Raw genomic sequence first — 17,127 nt, forward strand, 5'->3', positions numbered from 1 at the left:
CCCGAGGGTCCCGGTCAACCCCCATCCTGGTCGGTGTGACCCGTTATGGCCCGTCGAGTCATCCGGAAGCAGGTATTCCGGGGGGCTCCTTGGAGATTCCGTGAGGGACATCCGGATAATCTCTGGAGCTTCAGGGGGAGGGACCCACGCGTGACTGATCCGAACGGGCATGTCTGCCCCGAGTGCGAGACGCCCAGGGCGCCGGACGGCACCCCGTCGTGCGCCTGCGCACGGCGGGCGTCCGACGCGCTCCGCGACGCCCGCACGGCCGAGGCCGCCGCGGCGGGGGACTTCGACCCCCTGCGCATACGTCCGTACGTGGAACTGGGCGCCGGGGGCGCTTCGGAGACTCCGGGTACTTCGGGGCCCGCGGCAGGTCCGTCCTCCGGCGAGGGCACGCCCTCCGGTGGCGCCGGCCCTGCCGCGACGGCCGGAGCGGCGGGCACCGACGGGGACCCGTCGGCCACCGTGCGGCTGAAGGCGGTGCCGCCGGACGCGACCATGCGGCTCGCGGCGCTGCCGTCCGAGCCGCGCGCCGCCGACGTACGCCTCTTCCGGGACCAGGAGCGAGGGACCGGGCAGGGCCGGGGACGGCACCGGGAGGCCGGCCGGCCGACCGCCTCGGACGGGCGGCCCGGGCGTCGTCGCCGTACCGCGGTCCTGGTCGCCGCCGCGGCCACCGTGACCGTGGCGGCAGCGGCGGGGTTCGCGAGCGGACTGTTCTCGTACGACACCCCCGCGCGGGACGCGGCGCTGCCGGAGGACGTGCGGGCGAGCGTGCCGGACTCGTCCTCCGAGGCGGCCTCGGAGTCCCCCTCGGCGAGCGCGTCGGCCGCGACGCGGGCACCGAGCGCGTCGGCCTCCACGTCGCCGAGCACGAGCCCGTCGTCCTCGGCGTCGGAGTCGGCGCCGGAGTCGAGCGCGTCGCCGAGCCCGTCCCGGTCGACGGCCGGCCCCACGCAGTCGTCGGGCACGGCGGGCACCACCGCGTCGGCGCAGCCGCCGAGCGACACGTCCGAGGGAATCGGCGCCACGACCCTGCGGCGCGGCGACCGGGGCCCCGAGGTCACCGAACTCCAGCTGCGCCTGCGTCAGCTCGGGCTCTACCAGGGCGGCCCGGACGGCAGGTTCGGCAGGCACGTGGAGGACGCCGTACGCCGCTACCAGTGGGCGCGGGGCATCTCCGGCGACGAGATGGGCGTCTACGGGCGGTTCACCCGGGCGAGCCTGGAGTCGGAGACGACGGAACCGTGAGCGCCCGCCGAGGCCGGCGCGGGGCCGGGACGCCCGGACGTGTCCCGCCTCCGGGGACGGCCCCTCAGGCGGGTCCTCGACCGAACTGATCCGGTCAAACCGGTCACTGAAGTCACCGATCCGGTCGCTGAACCGGTCACCGAACCGGTCGGGCTTCGGCCGAGGCGAAGGGACGACACCGCGACCTGAGGGGGAGCGGCCGGGCCGCGCCCGAGACAGGCTCGGGGCGAGGTCCGCCGTCGACCCGAGACGGGACGCGGGGCGAGGTCGGCCCTCGGCCCGAGGCAGGCCGCGGGGATCGGTCGGCCCTCGTCCCGAAGCGGGCGGTCGGGCGTCGGCCGCGGCGAACGCTCGGGCCTCGGCCCGGGACGAGCGGCCGGGGCCGGCAGAAGTGAAGGAGCGGGGGACTCAGCCCGCGTGGAGCGACGCCGACCCCGACCTCGCCCCAGGCCCGGCCCGGGCCGCGGCGAAAGGGGCGGGCAGCGCGCAGGCGGTGCGCTCAGGTCTCAGCCGGAGCGAAACAGCCGGGCTTCGGCGCCGGCCGGTCTCAGCCGAGGAGAAGGAGCCGGGCCTCGGCCCGGGAGGGGCGGCCCGGGAGGGGCGGCCCGGGCCGGCCTGAGCGATGGGGTCGGGGTTCGCGCAGGGTCGGGGTGGGCGGGGCTCAGCCGAAGTGGAGGCGGAGGGTGCCGCCCTCCGCGGGCACGACGCGGACCTGCGTCAGGTCGGCGACGAGGACGTCCGGGCCGTGGAGTCCGGCCCGGGGGCCGATCCCCACCACCGTCATCCCGGCGGCCTTGCCCGCCTCGATCCCCGCCCCCGAGTCCTCGAAGACGACGCAGTCCTCGGGAGCGACACCCAGCTCCGCCGCCCCCTTGAGGAACCCCTCGGGATCGGGCTTGCTCGCCCCGACGGACTCGGCTGTGACCCGCACGTCGGGCAGTTCCAGCCCGGCGGCGGCCATCCGTGCGGTGGACAGCGCCACGTCCGCCGAGGTGACGAGCGCGTGCGGCAGCCCCGCGAGGGAGGCCAGGAAGTCGTGGGCGCCCGCGATCGCGACGACGCCGTCCATGTCGGCGGTCTCCTCGGCGAGCATGCGCGCGTTGTCCGTGTGGTTCTGCTCCATGGGCCGGTCGGGCAGCAGCATCGCCATCGAGGCGTAGCCCTGCCGGCCGTGGACGACCTTCATGACCTCGTCGCCGTCCAGGCCGTGACGGTCGGCCCAGCGGCGCCAGCAGCGTTCGACGACGGCGTCGGAGTTGACGAGGGTGCCGTCCATGTCGAGGAGGAGGGCGCGGGCGGTCAGAACGGTGGGGGCCGTCGTCATCGGCAATGCTCCAAGGCGCGGGAAAGGGGCACGGGGGTGCCCCTGGGAACAAGGCGGCCCCGTCCGCCGGTCAGGGAGGAGCGGACGGGAGCCACTTTGTTCTTTTACGATACAAAACAAGAGGGGTGCCGCGCCACCGGGCCTGACCTGCGGCTCGTCGCCCCCGCGACGAGCGGCCACCCGGACGACACCGTCGGGACACCGATGCGACACCCTCCGGCCGCCCGGCCCGACGGGCGGCGGGACGTCAGCCCGTGACCGCCTCGTACAGGCTCCAGACACCCAGTCCGAGCATCAGCACGGCCGCCACCTTGGTGATCAGCTCCAGCGGCACCCGCTTCATCAGGGCCTTGCCGCCGACGATGCCGAGGCCCGCGACCGCCCACAGGGCGAGGACGGCGCCGAGGCCGACGGAGAGCGGGTCGTCGTAGCGGGCGGCGAGGTTCGCCGTCATGATCTGGGTCAGGTCACCGAACTCGGCGACGAGGATGAGCATGAAACCCGCGCCGGAGACCTTCCAGAAGCTCTGGTTCTCGGGCTTGCGGATCTCCTCCTCGTCCTCGTCCTTCTTCATGAGCAGGACCGCGGCGCCACCGAGGAAGAGCACGCCGGTGAGCGCGTGCACGATCTGCTGCGGCAGCAGGGTCAGGACACTGCCCGCCGCGACGGCGAGCGCGACGTGCAGGGCGAACGCGGCGGCGACACCGGCGAAGACGTACGAGGCGCGGTAGCGGGTGCCGAGGACGAGCCCGGCGAGCGCGGTCTTGTCCGGCAGCTCGGCAAGGAAGACGACACCGAAGACGAGCGCCATCACGCTGATGCTGATCAAAATTCCTCAATCGGTCGGGCTGCCCCACCGAGAGTGCTGTTGCTGCGCTGCGACACCTCGGCACGGCAGCGCACGGCGGCGCCCACGCCGGGAGGCGCGGGCAGCACCCACGCCGAAGGTCACGGCACGGGCGGTGCACTGCTTGCCGAAGGTCTCGCTGGCCGGCCTCGTGGACGAGGCCTGCCTCCGGGCGCCGGCTCAGACGAGCTGAGCAGTATGTCGACGGTCCGGCGAAGAGCTACTCCCCTTCTGCGCCGTCCATGCTACGCGACGCCGGCCCGGCCCCGACAGGGACTTTGGTCACATCGGGCGCAACGCGACAAAAGGGCCCGTCGGCGACGTGGGGACCTCGCGGAGATCCCGGCACAGACCTTGTCGTGTCATGTGCACGTCACTAGCTTCTAACCCGAGCCACACCCTCCGGAAATGCGCCGCCGCAAGCATGTGCTCGCTCACCCCCAACGGCCCCCCACTCCAAGGGAGTTCGCATGCCAAAGGTCTACGCGCGTCGACGACTGAGCATACTCGCAGCCGTCACGGGCCTGATAGCCATGGCCGGGATTTTCAACGGCCCGACCGCCTCCGCCGCACTGCCGACCCCGGTCAGCGCCGCCACCGCCCGCACCTACCTCGCCTCGCTGAAGGTGGCGACGGAGAACCGCACGGGCTACAACCGTGACCTGTTCCCCACGTGGATCACCATCAGCGGCACCTGCAACACCCGTGAGTACATCCTCAAGCGCGACGGCACGAACGTCGTCACGGACTCCGCGTGCGCGGCCACCAGCGGCACCTGGCGCTCGGCCTACGACGGCGCCACCTGGACCGCCGCCTCCGACCTCGACATCGACCACCTCGTGCCGCTGGCCGAGGCCTGGGACTCCGGCGCCGGCGCCTGGACCACCGCACAGCGCCAGGCGTTCGCCAACGACGTGACCCGCCCCCAGCTCATCGCGGTCACCGACAACGTGAACCAGCAGAAGAGCGACCAGGACCCCGCCGAGTGGATGCCCCCGCTCAGCTCGTACGCCTGCACCTACGTCCGCGCCTGGGTCCAGGTGAAGTACTACTACAACCTCTCGGTCGACTCCGCCGAGAAGTCCAAGCTCAGCTCGGTGCTCAGCGGCTGCTGACCCGGCCGGTCCCGCCTCGTGCGCCGCTCCGCCGCAGCGCGCTGTTTCCGGAACCTCCCCACCGGCCTCCGTCGTTCCGTACCGTACGGGGCGACGGAGGAGGGGTGATCACATGGCGGAGCTGCGCCTGGGACCGCTGCTGAGGTATGTCGACGGCTCGTCGGCGACCTTCTGGGTCGAGACGAGCCGTCCGTGCACCGCCGAGGTGCGGTGCGCCGACGGCGCCCGCGGCAGCGCCGAGACCTTCCAAGTCGACGGCCACCACTACGCGTTGGTGCCGGTCGACGGACTGACACCGGGCACCGTCCGCACGTACGAGGTCGTGCTCGACGGCACCACCGTGTGGCCGCTGCCCGACTCCCCCTTCCCGCCCTCGGTGGTCCGCACCCCCGAGCCGGACGCCCCGGTCCGCGTCACCTTCGGCTCCTGCCGCTGGGCCGCGCCGCCCGCGGACGAGAAGGACCCGGTCGGGCCCGACGCCCTGGACACCCTCGCGGCCCGCATCGCCGCCGACCCCGACGGCGAACGCCCGGACGTACTGCTGCTGTTGGGCGACCAGGTGTACGCGGACGAGGTCTCCAGGGCCACCAGGGAGTGGATCGCGGCGCGCCGGGGTCTCGCCGACCCCCCGGGCAACCAGGTCGCGGACTACGAGGAATACACCCGCCTCTACTACGAGTCCTGGCTCGACCCCGAGATCCGCTGGCTGCTGTCCACCGTGCCCAGTTGCATGATCTTCGACGACCACGACGTCATAGACGACTGGAACACCAGCGCCGCCTGGGTCGCCGACATGCGGGCCACCCCGTGGTGGCGCGAGCGGGTGCTGAGCGGCCTGATGTCGTACTGGGTCCACCAGCACCTCGGCAATCTCTCCCCGCGCGAGCTGTCCGAGGACCTGCTGTACGCCGCGGTGCGCGAGACACCCGACGGCACCGATGTGCTGCGCGCCTTCGCCGCCCAGGCCGACGCCGACCCGGCCTCGGTGCGCTGGAGCTACCGCCGCGACTTCGGCCGCACCCGGGTCCTGATGCTCGACACCCGGGCGGCCCGCGTCCTGGAGGAGTCGAACCGGTCGATGCTGGACCCGGGCGAGGAGCGGTGGCTGCGGGAACAGGCACTGGACGCGCCCGGCTCGTACGACCACCTCCTCATCGGCACCTCGCTCCCCTGGCTTCTGCCACACCTGGTGCACGACGCCGAGACGTGGAACGCCGCGCTGTGCCGGGGCGAACGCGGCGCTCGGTGGGCGCGGTTCGGCGAGGGGCTGCGCAGGCGGGCGGATCTGGAGCACTGGGCCGCGTTCCCTTCGTCGTTCGAGTCGCTGACGGCTCTGATCGCGGAGGCGGGGTCGGGGACGCGCAGCCTGGAGGACGCGGCGGCGGCGACCCCGGCGGGAGCCGGGGCCGAGACGGCCGGGGCCGAGGCGGCCGGTGCGGAGGACGGGACCGGGGCCGGGACTGCGGCGGTGGGAGCCGGGGCCGAGACGTCCGTAGCCGAGGTGGCCGGGGCGGGGGCCGGGACTGCGGCGGTGGGAGCCGTGGCCGAGACGTCCGTAGCCGAGGTGGCCGGGGCGGGGGACGGGACCGGGGCCGGGACTGCGGCGGTGGGAGCCGGTGCCGCAACCGAAGCAGGGGCCGGAGGCGGGACCGAGGCCGGAGCCAATGCCGGGGCTGGAGTCGGGGCCGGGGCTGGAGCCGGGACCGTGATCGGGGCTGGAGCCGGGACCGTGATCGGGGCTGGAGCCGGGACCGGGGCTCCCGCGACCGTGCTCGTGCTGTCCGGGGACGTCCATCACGCCTACGTCGCCGAGCCGTTCTGGCCGGGCCGCCGGCTCGAGGCCACGGTCCTCCAGCTGACCTGCTCACCGGTCCACAACCGGATCCCGCTCTCCATACGGCTCGGTTTCCGTTTCGGCTGGAGCCGTCTCGCCCGCACGCTCGGGCACCGGCTCGCCCGGCACGGCCGCTGCGCCCGGCCACCCGTCGACTGGCGGAAGACCGGCGGCCCCTGGTTCGGCAATCAGCTGATGACGCTGACCCTGCGCGGGCGTTCGGCGACGCTGCGGCTCGAACAGGCGCTGGAGGTGCGCGGCGGCAGCGGACGGAGCGGCGACGCGACCGCCGGCCGGGTCCGTCTGACGACCGTGACGGAGTCCGTCCTCACCCCACTCACCCCGCAATAGGCCCCTTCCGCACGGTTGTTGGGCACGTTGTCCGTGATGCCCGTGACCCGTCCCACACCCGGCGCGGATCATCCGCACCAGGGCTCGGTTCCCGTACCGTACGGCGGCATGATGAGGCGGACCGTCCGCTTCCAGCGGGCGGTCTGCTGCCATGCGCCCCACACGCCCGGGAGTCACACCTTTGTCTGCAGCACCCCCACCCGAGTCCTCGGCTGCGCCCGAACAGGGAGACCCCCCACCACCGGCCGGGACCGCCGGCGTCTCCGTCGCCCTCGTCGGAGCCGGCCCGCGCGGCACGAGCGTCCTGGAACGGCTGTGCGCGTCCGCGCCGGAACTCCTCCCGCCCGGCACCCCGCTGACCGTCCACGTCGTCGATCCGGACCCGCCGGGACCCGGCCGCGTCTGGCGCACCGCGCAGTCGCCGCACCTCCTGATGAACACCGTGGCGTCACAGGTGACCCTGTTCACCGACGAGAGCGTGGACTGCTCGGGACCGATCCGTCCGGGACCCAGCCTGCACGCGTGGGCGCGCGGCGAGCTGGGGCCCGACGACTATCCGACCCGCGCCCGCTACGGCCGCTACCTGGAATGGGTCTTCGGCGAGGTGGTGCGCGGGGCGCCGCCCGCGGTGCGGGTGGAGGTGCACGCGGCGCGGGCGACCCGGCTCGACGACGCTCCCGACGGCCGGCAGGACCTCGTCCTGTCCACCGGCCGCACCCTGTCCGGCCTGGCCGCCGTCGTCCTCGCCCAGGGCCATCTCCCGGCCCTCGCGGATCCCGCGGAGCGGCACCTGTCCGCGCACGCGGGGCGGCACGGACTGCGCCACGTCCCGCCCGCCAACCCGGCCGACGTCGACCTCTCCTGTCTCGCTCCCGGCGAACCGGTCCTGCTGCGCGGGCTCGGCCTCAACTTCTTCGACCACATGGCGCTGCTGACCGCGGGCCGCGGCGGCCGTTTCACACGCACGGACGCGGGCCTGCGCTACCGGCCCTCGGGGAAGGAGCCGCGGCTGTACGCCGGCTCCCGGCGCGGTGTCCCGTACCAGGCGCGCGGCGACAACGCCAAGGGCCCGTACGGCCGTCACACCCCGCTCGTCCTCAGCGACGAGGTGATATCGGGCTTCCGCAAACGCGCCGACTCCGGTGACGCACCCGACTTCCTGGGCGAGATATGGCCGTTGGTCGCCAAGGAGGTGGAAACGGTCTACTACGAGGGGCTGTTGAGCAGGATCGGCGGTCCCGCTCTCGCCGGCCGCCTTCCCGGCGACTTCAGGGACCGCTTCCTCGGCGTACCGCACCGCGACACCCAGGAGGCGCGTCTGCTCGACGAGTTCGGCATCGCGCCCGCCGAACGCTGGTCCTGGGAACGACTCTCGCGCCCGTACGCCGGACGGGCCTTCGCCGGCCCCGGCGCCTGGCGCGACTGGCTGCTCGGCCATCTGCGCCAGGACGCCGAGCAGGCCGCGCTCGGCAATGTGGAAGGACCCCTGAAGGCCGCCCTCGACGTGCTGCGCGACCTGCGCAACGAACTCCGGCAGATCGTGGACCACCGCGGCCTGTCCGGCGACTCGCGACGGGCGCACCTGGACCGCTGGTACACACCGCTCAACGCCTTCCTCTCCATCGGCCCGCCCCGGCGGCGCATCGAGGAGATGTACGCGCTGATCGAGGCGGGCGTGCTGAGCGTCCTCGGCCCCCGGCTGGAGGTGCGGGCCGAGGACGGCACGTGGGTCGCGCACTCCCCCGACGTCCCGGGGTCCGCCGTACGCGCCACGACGCTCGTGGAGGCGCGGCTACCGGAACCGGATGTGCGCAGGACGGCCGACGAGCTCCTCGGCCGGCTGCTGAGGACGGGACAGTGCCGCCCGCACACCGTCGACGGCTACGAGACCGGCGGACTGGACGTCACACCGCGCCCCTATTTCCTGATCGACCGTCAAGGGCGTTCGCATCCACGGCGGTTCGCGTTCGGGGTGCCCACGGAGGGCGTGCACTGGGTGACCGCGGCCGGGGCCCGGCCCGGCGTGGACTCGGTCACGCTGTCGGACGCCGACGCGGTGGCGCGGGCCGTGCTGCGCTCGGCGTCGGCCGGGACGGAACGGGAAACGGAACCGGAAGCGGAAGCCCACGCATGGCCGAATGTTGAACTTGCAAGCATTGATTAGGCTCACCTAACGTTGGTGACTCACTCGGTTCCGTCCCCCACGTTCCGGTCCCCCCACGGGCCGGACCAGACCGAAGGAGTCCCCCACATGACCGGACGCCTCGACAGCGCCCAGCCCTACGCCGTCGGCCTGTTCCGCATGGTCGTCGGCCTGCTCTTCGCCGCGCACGGCGCCGCCTCGCTCTTCGGCGTGCTCGGCGGCGCCGGCGGCACGGGCGGCACCATCGGCGCCGGTACCTGGCCCGGCTGGTACGCGGCCGTGATCCAGCTCGTCGGCGGCGTCCTCGTGCTGCTCGGCCTCGGTACCCGCGCCGCCGCGTTCCTCTCGTCCGGCTCGATGGCGTACGCCTACTTCGACGTGCACCAGTCGGCCGCGCTGTGGCCGATCCAGAACGGCGGCGAGCTCTCCGCGCTGTTCTGCTGGGCGATGCTCCTGCTCGTCTTCACCGGGTCTGGCGCACTCGGCCTCGACCGCCTCTTCACCGGCCGTACCTCACCCGCCGCCGAGGAGAAGCGGGCCTCGGAGCCCGTCGCGGCCTGACCCCCGCACCGCGCGCAGGACGGCGCCCGGTCCCGGTACGAGCGGTGCGGGGACCGGGCGCCGTCGTACCCGACACGGGTGACGCGGCGTGAACGTGATGTGACTGACACATGAGCCCCCCGTGGATCTCCTGTCACACCCGCGGCGTACGCTGTATGGCTGTTACAGGCCGCCCTGCCGCTCCCCGCGACGTCGCGGCGTGGTCGTGCCTACGGGGGATTTCAGGGGGAGTGTTGCAGTGCTGGAAAGTATGGGGTCGCTGACGGGCAGCCCATGGATCTACGTGGCCGTCGCCCTGTCCGTCCTGCTCGACGTGTTCCTGCCGATACTGCCGAGCGGCGTCCTCGTCATCACGGCCGCCACGGCCGCGGCGGGCTCCGCCGCCGGCGCCGTCCCGCACGCCGTGCCCGACATGCTGGTGCTCACCCTGTGCGCGGCCACCGCCTCCGTACTGGGTGATCTGGTCGCGTACCGGCTGGCCTGGCGCGGCGGCGAGCGCCTGGACCGGGCGATCGCCCGGTCCCGCCGCCTGACCAGGGCGCAGGAACGTCTCGGCGTGGCCCTCGCGCGCGGCGGCGGAGTTCTGGTCGTCATCGCCCGCTTCGCCCCGGCCGGCCGCTCGGTCGTCTCGCTCGGCGCGGGCGCGGCCCACCGCAGGGTGCGCGAGTTCCTGCCCTGGTCCATCCTCGCGGGCCTGAGCTGGGCCGGGTACAGCGTGGCCCTCGGCTACTTCGGCGGCCAGTGGCTGGGCGCGACCTGGCTGGCCACGGGGGTCTCCTTCGCGGCGCTGCTCGTCGCGGGCGCGGGCGCGGCGTACCTCATGCGGCGTCCGGTGGTCGAGGGGACCGGCACCCGCGCCTGACACCGGGCCCACGGGGTCGACGCCCCGGCCCCGGCGCACGCGAGCCGCCGTGTTCTCGCGCAGGCCCGCGGCCGTGGCGCGGGCGGGCCGGGGGCTAGGGGGTTTCGTTCGGATCGGCTCGGATCAGGCCGCGGCGTCCGGTGCGGTGCATCGCAAGGCGGAGGATCACCTGCGTACTGGGTGTACTCGGGTGGTCCGACAACGCGGCGAGGTGCCGTGCCGGGCACCGCGGACCCGAGCTGATCCGAACGAAACCCCCTAGCCGGCGCGCTGCGCCGCCCCGCGCACCTCCAGTCCGCCGAGCAGTTCGGCGGTGGCCGCCGCGACGGCCTCGACCGCCCGGTCGAAGACCTCACGGTTGTGGGCGGCGGGGGCGCGGAACCCGGACACCTTGCGGACGTACTGAAGGGCGGCGGCCCGGATCTCCTCCTCGGTCGCCTCTTCGGGGAGCACGGGCGGACGGAGCGTCTTGATGCTGCGGCACATGCGCCCAGTCTCGCGCGTACGCCCCCGTCCCGGGAACCCGCGCACGGAACGCCGTGCGGCACCATGTACGGAACACCGCGCGGCACCGCGCACGGAACGTCGCGCGCGAGCCGCGGCCGTGCGGCGGAGTCCGGGAATAGCGCCGCTCCACGCCCCCTTGTGCTGGGCATGACCACAGTGGAGATCCTGTACGTCGGCGGCCCGACCTCGGTCGTCGAGATCGGCGGCGTACGGCTGCTGACCGACCCGACGTTCGACGCCCCCGGCGAGTACCCCATCGGCTCACGGAAGCTGGTGAAGACGGCGGGGCCCGCGCTCCCGGCCGCCGAGATCGGCCCGGTCGACGCCGTCCTGCTCTCGCACGACCAGCACCCCGACAACCTCGACACGTCCGGGCGCACCTTCCTCCGAGGCGCCCCCGTGACCCTGTCCACGGCATCGGCGTACGACCGTATCGGCGCGCCCGTGCGGGCCCTGCCCTCCTGGGAGCACGTCGAACTGCCGCGCCCCGGCGGCGGGACCCTGCGGGTGACCGCGGTGCCCGCGCAGCACGGCCCCGACGGCTCGGAGCCCGTCGTGGGCGAGGTGACCGGCTTCGTGCTGTCCGGGGACGGTCTGCCCAAGGTGTACATCAGCGGTGACAACGCGTCCCTGGACGTCGTCCGCGCGATCGCCGGACGCGAGGGGCCCTTCGACGTGGCCGTGCTGTTCGCGGGCGCCGCCCGTACTCCGCTGGTGCCCGACGCCCCGCTGACCCTGACGAGCGAGGACGCGGCACGGGCCGCCGACATCCTGGGCGCCCGCCATGTCGTACCGCTGCACTTCGAGCACTGGGGCCACTTCACCCAGGACGGTGGCACGCTCACCAAGGCATTCGCGGAGGCGGGTCTCACGGACCGGCTGCACCTCCTGGAGCCGGGCGCCTCCGTGCGCCTGCCGTAGACGACGGCGCAACACCCAAGCAAAACCTTGAACTTGGGCAAGCCTCTCCGAGGATTGACTCGGATGTCCGGGGCTTGTGATCATCGCCGGGGCTCTCGTCCGGGGGCCGCGGCCAAAGGATCGAGGAACCATGGCGAATGACCGGCTGACGGTGGCGGTACTGGGTCCGGGCGGGGTCGGCGGTCTGCTCGCCGCGCTCCTCTCCCGCACCGGCCACCGGGTGATCTGTCTGGCCGGCGAGGAGACCGCGCGGGTGCTGGGCACGGACGGCATCGAGGTCCGCAGCGGCCACTTCGGCGACTTCACGGCGCGCGTGGAGGCGGACACGGTACTGCGCGAGCCCGTCGACGCGTGCTTCGTCGCCGTCAAGGCCACGGCACTCGACGCCGCCCTCGAACGCGTCCCGGCGAAGGCCCTGGGGGACGCCGGCCTCGTCGTGCCGTTCCTGAACGGTGTCGAGCACCCGGCGGCCCTGCGGAAGCTCTACCGCTCCGAGCAGGTGGCGCCCGCGGTGATCCGCGTCGAGTCGACCCGCGTCTCGCCGGGGGTGATCGAGCACGGCAGCCCGTTCGCCGAGGTCGACCTCACCGGCGACACGGCACCCCGCGAGCGGGTCGACGCGCTCGCCGGAGCGCTGGAGCGGGCCGGTGTGCGCGTCCGGGTCCAGGAGGACGAGGCGGCGGTGCTGTGGGCGAAGATGTCGTTCCTCGCCCCCTTCGCCCTGCTGACCACCCGGTACGGGGTGCCGCTCGGTGACGTACGCACCCGGCACCGCGCGGAGTTGGTGGCCCTGACGGAGGAGGTCGCGGCGGTGAGCCACGCGAGCGGGGCGCCCGTCGACCCGGCCGCCGCCCTCGCCCGCTACGACGCGTTCCCGCCCGGCACCAAGTCCTCCATGCAGCGCGACGCGGAAGCGGGCCGCACGCTGGAACTGGACGCGATCGGCGGCGCGTTGCTGCGCGCCGCCACCCGGTTCGGGGTTCCGGTGCCGGTGGCGAGCGGCCTGGTACGGGAGTTGGCGGGTCCGGACGGATCCTGATCCGGGCCGTGGCGCGTCACGGTCCCGAGGGACGACGGTGACGCGTCACCGTGCCGAAGGCGATGGTGGCGCGTCACGGTGCCGAGGGACGACGGTGACGCGTCACGGTGCCGAAGGCGATGGTGACGCGTCACGGTGCCGAGGGCCGGCAGTGGCGCGTCGTGGTCCCGAAGGACGACGGCGACGCGTCACGGTGCCGAGGGCCGGCAGTGGCGCGTCGTGGTCCCGAAGGACGACGGTGACGCGTCAGGGTTCCGAGGGGCGGCAGTGGTGCGTCACCGTGTCCGCGAAGGCGCGCGCCGCCGGTGACAGGGCGTCCCACTGGCGGACGGCCCAGCCGACGGGCAGCGGCGGGAGCGCCGGGACCGGGACGAAGCGGAGGCCGTCGCGGCCGGGTCCCCATCCGGGCAGCGCGGGCACGACGGCATGGCCGAGGCCGAGTCCGGCGAGCAGGACGGCGGTGTCCCAGTCGGCGACACTGGTGTCCGAGGCGCCGGACGGCACCCCCAACTCCCGGTAGGAGGCGTCGAGATGGGCGCGTGAGGTGGAGTTCTCCGGCAGTCCGATCAGCCGCATCCCGGCCAGTTCCTCCCCCTCGATGCGCTCCCGCTCCGCGAGTTCGTCGTCGGCGCGCACGGCGAGCACCCAGGGCAGTGACACGACGGTCCGCTGTTCGACCCCGCGCTCGGGCGGCCCGAGGGTGACCCAGGCGAGGTCGAGCCCGTGGTCGCCGAGCGCCTCGAAGCAGCTCCGGCTGGAGTTCTCGGTCTGGAACTCCAGGCTCACCCGCGGATACCGCTGCCGGAACTCGACTACGGCGTCGGCCATGAAGTGCCGCACGGTCGCGCCGCCGGTGGCGATCCGCACCGCTCCGCCGCCTCCGCGCACCATCTCGTCCAGCCGTTGCAGCGCGAGGTCGAGCCCGGATATCCCTTCGGCGGCGGCCCGTTCCAGCAGCCGCCCGGCCCGTGTCGGGACGACGCCCCGCGCCTGCCGCTCCACGAGCCCGACGCCGACCTCGCGCTCCAGACGCCGTACGTGCTGGCTCACCGCCGACTGGGTGCAGCCCAGCTCGCGGGCCACGGCGCTGAGGCTCCCGGCCCGGCAGACGGCGACGAAGACACGCAGATCATCCAGGGTCACGAGGCACCAAGTTAGCGGTGCCGCGCCGGGTCGCCTCCGGCGCGTCCTGCCGGGCACGGAGTCCCCGCCAGGAGCGCCGCGCCCCGGGTCACACCCGCGACTTGGCCAGCAGCTCGACGATCTCGGCGGTGGTGCCCGTCTCACCGAGCCGGGGGAAGATGCGCTCGACGCTGTTGCGGTGACTGTCGGCGTTCATGTCGGCCATGGCGTCGGTGGCCAGGGTGACGTGGTAGCCGTGCTCGTGGGCGGCGCGGGCGGTGGACTCCACACCGATGCTGGTGGCGATGCCGGTCAGCACGATCTGGGTGACGCCGCGGCGGCGGAGCTGGAGGTCGAGGTCGGTGCCGTAGAAGGCGCCCCAGTTCCGCTTGGTCACGACGATGTCCCCGGGGTGGCCGGTGAGTTCGTCGACGACGACGTCCCAGCCCTCCGGCCAGGTGCGGGACGTGCTGCCGCCGTCGATGCGGCCGGGCGCGGCGTCCGAACCGTCCGCGGCGGCCGTCACGCGCACGAGGACCACGGGCAGGCCCTGCTCGCGGAAGGTGTCGGCGAGTTCGACGGAGCGGGCCACGACGTCGGCGGGGCTGTTGGGGGTGAGGTTCGGGGCGCCGACGATGCCGCGCTGGAGATCGATGACGACGAGCGCGGTACGGGGGTCGAGCGTGGTGACAGCCATGGTCAGGCCTTTCCTGGAACGGGGGTGGGGGTGGTGGTGCGGAGGGATCGGTCGAGGAGGGTCGTCACCAGCAGCAGCGCGCTGCAGGCGAGCATGAAGAGGGCCAGGTGGTGCAGGCCGCCGGTGTGGGCGCCGTGCGGGAAGAAGGCGGCGTCGGCGGCTGAGGCGGCCATCGCGCCGAGGTACATGAACGTGCGCAGCAGTCCGGCCGCGGAGCCCATGCGGGCGGGGTCGGCCTGGCGGTAGAGCGCGGTCTGGTTGGCGAGGCCGTTGAGGCCCTGCGGTACGCCCATGACGACGCCGAGCGCGACGAGCAGCCAGACCGTGCTGCCGGCGTCCGCCAGCAGCAGGCCGGTACAGCCGGCGGCCTGGACGAGGGCGCCGGCGACGAGCTTGCCGCGGACCGCCTCGCGCCGCCCCGTCACGCCGGAGACGACGAGCGCGCTCAGCGACAGCGGCAGCAGGACGAGGCCCGCGGTGGCGGCGTGCAGTCCGCGGCCCTCCTCCAGCCACTGCGTGTATCCGTACAGGACCCCGTACGCCGTGGTGTAGGCGAGGAGTTGGCGTACGAAGGTGGCGAGGAGGGGGATGTTGCCGCCGAGCACGCGCAGGTCGACGAAGGGTTCCGGGACGCGCAGCTCCCGCAGGGCGAAGGCGGCTCCCGCGAAGCCGGCGAGCACGGGCAGGTACCAGAGGCCGGCCCCGGGCTCCATCAGGAACAGCATCAGCGCGACGAGCAGGGCGGCGAAGAACGCCATCCCGGGCAGGTCGAAGCTCTTCTTGGTGCGCCGCGCGGCGGGGCCGGACGGCAGGCGCCGGGCGCCGAGGACGAGGCAGGCCAGCGACAGCGGCACGTTGACGAGGAAGACGGTGCGCCAGCCGCCCAGGCCGATGAGCACTCCGCCGAGGGTGGGTCCGACGACGGCGACGGTCTGGCTCCCGATCGCGAGCGCGGTCAGGACGCCGGCCGGGCTGTCGTGTCCGGTGCGTTCCGCCTCGCTGCGGGTCAGGTGCATGGCGGCCGGGTACGCGGCCGAGGTGCCGAAGCCGAGCAGCACACGGGCGGCGACCAGGGCGCCGAGGCTCGGGGCGAGGGCGCCGAGGAGACCCGCGGCCCCCACGAGCGCCGTACCGATGAGGTAGAGGCGGCGGGGTCCGTACATGTCGACGAGCCGGCCGATCACGGGCTGGCCCACGGCGGTGGCGAGGTAGAGACCCGACACGAGCCACGCGGTCTGCGCGGGAGGTGCGCCGAGCGCGGCGCCGATCGGCACCAACGCCACCGCGATCATCGAGGAGTTGACCGGGTTCAGCACCGAACCCAGGACCATCGGGGCGATCAGGCGCCGGTCGAAGCCGTCGGCGGGCGGCCGGCGCCGGGTCGCGGGGAAGCGCTGCTCTTTGCGGAGCGTGGCCATCACGGCCGGGTGAGCCGGTCCAGCAGGGCCATCGCCTCGATGACGGTCTGCCGCTCGGCCTCGGTGCAGTGGTCCTGGAAGGCCCGGGCCAGCCATTCCTCGCGCGCCTGCCGGGTGCCCTCGACGCGGTCGCGTCCGGCGTCGGTGAGGGTGATCACCTGCCGCCTGCCGTCCCCGGGGTCCGGGTTCCGCGCGATCAGCCCACGCTCGTCGAGCACGGCGAGGGTGGCGGCGATGGACTGCGGCCGGACGCCCTCGGCGGCGGCGAGCCCGCTGGCCGCCGCGGCCCCGCTCTTGCTGAGCAGGGTGAGCGCCGAGAACTGGGAGGGCGTGAGGTCGTACGTCTCGGCGACCTCACGTATCCGTCGCCGCAGCCGGCTGAACGCCACGCGCAGATCACCGGCGGCGCGGGCGGCCGACTCGGAGATCCCGTCGGCACTCCCGCCCCGGGCGTCGGGGTTCTGGTCCATGCCGTCACGATAATTTCTTCAGTTCAAACTGTCCAGTTCAGCCTGGACAGTCTTGCCTGACCAACAGCTCACCGATCCACCAGCAAGGCGCTGACCTGCCCAAACAACACCCTCGACGGCAACGGAAAGCCGTCCGGACACCCGTTCGCGTGAAGTCCCCCAATGAACTCGCATCCCAAAATCGAACAGGCGTAGCATTGCGGCGTGGCTGCGACCTATGACTTTCCGAGTGACCTCCTCGCCGGTCAGGAGGAGCTGCATCAGGTCCGGGCCGAACTGCTGGCCCTGCTGAAACGACTCCCCTGGTCCGTGGAACCGCTGGACGGCTTCAGCGACACGGGCGGCTGGCGCAAGGTGGAACGCCCCGCCTCCCCCGGCTGGACCTCCGACGAGCAGGCCGAGGTCGAAAAGCTCCGGCAACGGGAGCGCGAGCTCGCCGTGTTCGTGTCCGGCCACCGGTTCTGGTCAGAGGTCGCCCCTCCGGAGACGGTCGACGCCCGCATGAGGCTCAAGCACGCCCACGAGGCGCCGGGTCCGGACCCGGCGTGACCGCCGGGGCGGGAAGCGCACGCCTGCACCGGGGCGCCGGAGTCCTCCTGCCGGCCTGCCCCTCGCCTCCGTCTTGAGCCGGCGCCCGTCGGCGACTGATGCCGTGTTCCTCA

At 73.6% G+C, this 17,127-nt stretch carries 16 protein-coding genes; 9 read left to right on the forward strand and 7 right to left on the reverse strand.

Translation table 11 applies throughout. The annotated features are described in order from the left end of the window. Positions 1-150 precede the first annotated feature (150 nt). Positions 151-1,254: a peptidoglycan-binding domain-containing protein gene (locus tag BKI49_RS10760; protein ID WP_257004699.1), complete on the forward strand. Its 1,104-nt coding sequence runs from the start codon at positions 151-153 to the stop codon at positions 1,252-1,254. 661 nt (positions 1,255-1,915) lie between these two features. Here BKI49_RS10760 and BKI49_RS10765 read toward each other — a convergent pair. Together BKI49_RS10765 and BKI49_RS10770 are read right to left on the reverse strand one after the other, a co-directional pair. Beyond that, on the reverse strand, positions 1,916-2,578 hold the full coding sequence (locus BKI49_RS10765) for an HAD family hydrolase (RefSeq protein ID WP_095934009.1): 663 nt from the start codon (positions 2,576-2,578) through the stop codon (positions 1,916-1,918). 247 nt (positions 2,579-2,825) lie between these two features. After that, entirely contained in the window at positions 2,826-3,407 is a 582-nt protein-coding gene (locus BKI49_RS10770) for a TMEM165/GDT1 family protein (protein ID WP_095934010.1), read from the reverse strand. A gap of 488 nt (positions 3,408-3,895) precedes the next feature. On the opposite strand from BKI49_RS10770, the gene BKI49_RS10775 reads away from it, so the two are divergent. From BKI49_RS10775 to BKI49_RS10800, 5 genes are all read left to right on the forward strand, one after another. Continuing rightward, positions 3,896-4,540 (forward strand): HNH endonuclease family protein, encoded by a 645-nt coding sequence (locus BKI49_RS10775; protein ID WP_028800892.1) that lies wholly within the window; start codon positions 3,896-3,898, stop codon positions 4,538-4,540. Positions 4,541-4,652: 112 nt separating this feature from the next. After that, positions 4,653-6,725: a DUF7800 domain-containing protein gene (locus BKI49_RS35725; protein ID WP_257004700.1), complete on the forward strand. Its 2,073-nt coding sequence runs from the start codon at positions 4,653-4,655 to the stop codon at positions 6,723-6,725. Between the two features lie 151 nt (positions 6,726-6,876). After that, positions 6,877-8,889: an FAD/NAD(P)-binding protein gene (locus tag BKI49_RS10790; protein ID WP_095934011.1), complete on the forward strand. Its 2,013-nt coding sequence runs from the start codon at positions 6,877-6,879 to the stop codon at positions 8,887-8,889. Positions 8,890-8,976: 87 nt separating this feature from the next. Next, positions 8,977-9,429 (forward strand): DoxX family protein, encoded by a 453-nt coding sequence (locus BKI49_RS10795; protein ID WP_095934012.1) that lies wholly within the window; start codon positions 8,977-8,979, stop codon positions 9,427-9,429. 238 nt (positions 9,430-9,667) lie between these two features. Further along, on the forward strand, positions 9,668-10,291 hold the full coding sequence (locus BKI49_RS10800; RefSeq protein WP_179332396.1) for a DedA family protein: 624 nt from the start codon (positions 9,668-9,670) through the stop codon (positions 10,289-10,291). Positions 10,292-10,549: 258 nt separating this feature from the next. Here the strand turns inward: BKI49_RS10800 and BKI49_RS10805 are convergent, their stop codons facing one another. Next, positions 10,550-10,777: a DUF2277 domain-containing protein gene (locus BKI49_RS10805; protein WP_095934014.1), complete on the reverse strand. Its 228-nt coding sequence runs from the start codon at positions 10,775-10,777 to the stop codon at positions 10,550-10,552. Positions 10,778-10,945: 168 nt separating this feature from the next. On the opposite strand from BKI49_RS10805, the gene BKI49_RS10810 reads away from it, so the two are divergent. Beyond that, positions 10,946-11,719 carry an MBL fold metallo-hydrolase gene (locus BKI49_RS10810; protein ID WP_095934131.1) on the forward strand — a complete coding sequence of 258 codons (774 nt, stop codon included), beginning with the start codon at positions 10,946-10,948 and terminating at the stop codon, positions 11,717-11,719. Positions 11,720-11,849: 130 nt separating this feature from the next. Then, a complete protein-coding gene (locus BKI49_RS10815; protein ID WP_095934015.1) occupies positions 11,850-12,758 on the forward strand; it encodes a ketopantoate reductase family protein in 909 nt (302 codons plus the stop codon). A gap of 246 nt (positions 12,759-13,004) precedes the next feature. On the opposite strand, the gene BKI49_RS10820 is transcribed toward BKI49_RS10815, so the two are convergent. The 4 genes from BKI49_RS10820 to BKI49_RS10835 form a co-directional block, all read right to left on the reverse strand. Continuing rightward, positions 13,005-13,901: a LysR family transcriptional regulator gene (locus tag BKI49_RS10820; protein WP_095934016.1), complete on the reverse strand. Its 897-nt coding sequence runs from the start codon at positions 13,899-13,901 to the stop codon at positions 13,005-13,007. Between the two features lie 88 nt (positions 13,902-13,989). Further along, a complete protein-coding gene (locus BKI49_RS10825; protein ID WP_095934017.1) occupies positions 13,990-14,577 on the reverse strand; it encodes a hydrolase in 588 nt (195 codons plus the stop codon). A 2-nt stretch (positions 14,578-14,579) separates the two neighbouring features. Then, on the reverse strand, positions 14,580-15,995 hold the full coding sequence (locus tag BKI49_RS10830) for an MFS transporter (RefSeq protein ID WP_095934018.1): 1,416 nt from the start codon (positions 15,993-15,995) through the stop codon (positions 14,580-14,582). Further along, positions 15,995-16,465, reverse strand: a complete 471-nt coding sequence (locus BKI49_RS10835; protein ID WP_095934019.1) for a MarR family winged helix-turn-helix transcriptional regulator — start codon at positions 16,463-16,465, stop codon at positions 15,995-15,997. The genes BKI49_RS10830 and BKI49_RS10835 overlap by 1 nt, the downstream gene beginning before the upstream one ends. A 204-nt stretch (positions 16,466-16,669) precedes the next feature. Here BKI49_RS10835 and BKI49_RS10840 point away from each other — a divergent pair, with 204 nt between their 5' ends. Continuing rightward, the gene (locus tag BKI49_RS10840; protein ID WP_095934020.1) at positions 16,670-17,014 is read left to right on the forward strand and encodes a hypothetical protein; all 345 of its coding nucleotides are present in this window, start codon (positions 16,670-16,672) and stop codon (positions 17,012-17,014) included. Positions 17,015-17,127: the final 113 nt, after the last annotated feature.

Origin of the sequence: Streptomyces sp. Tue6028 (assembly GCF_002300165.1) — a bacterium.
GTDB lineage: Bacteria > Actinomycetota > Actinomycetes > Streptomycetales > Streptomycetaceae > Streptomyces > Streptomyces siamensis.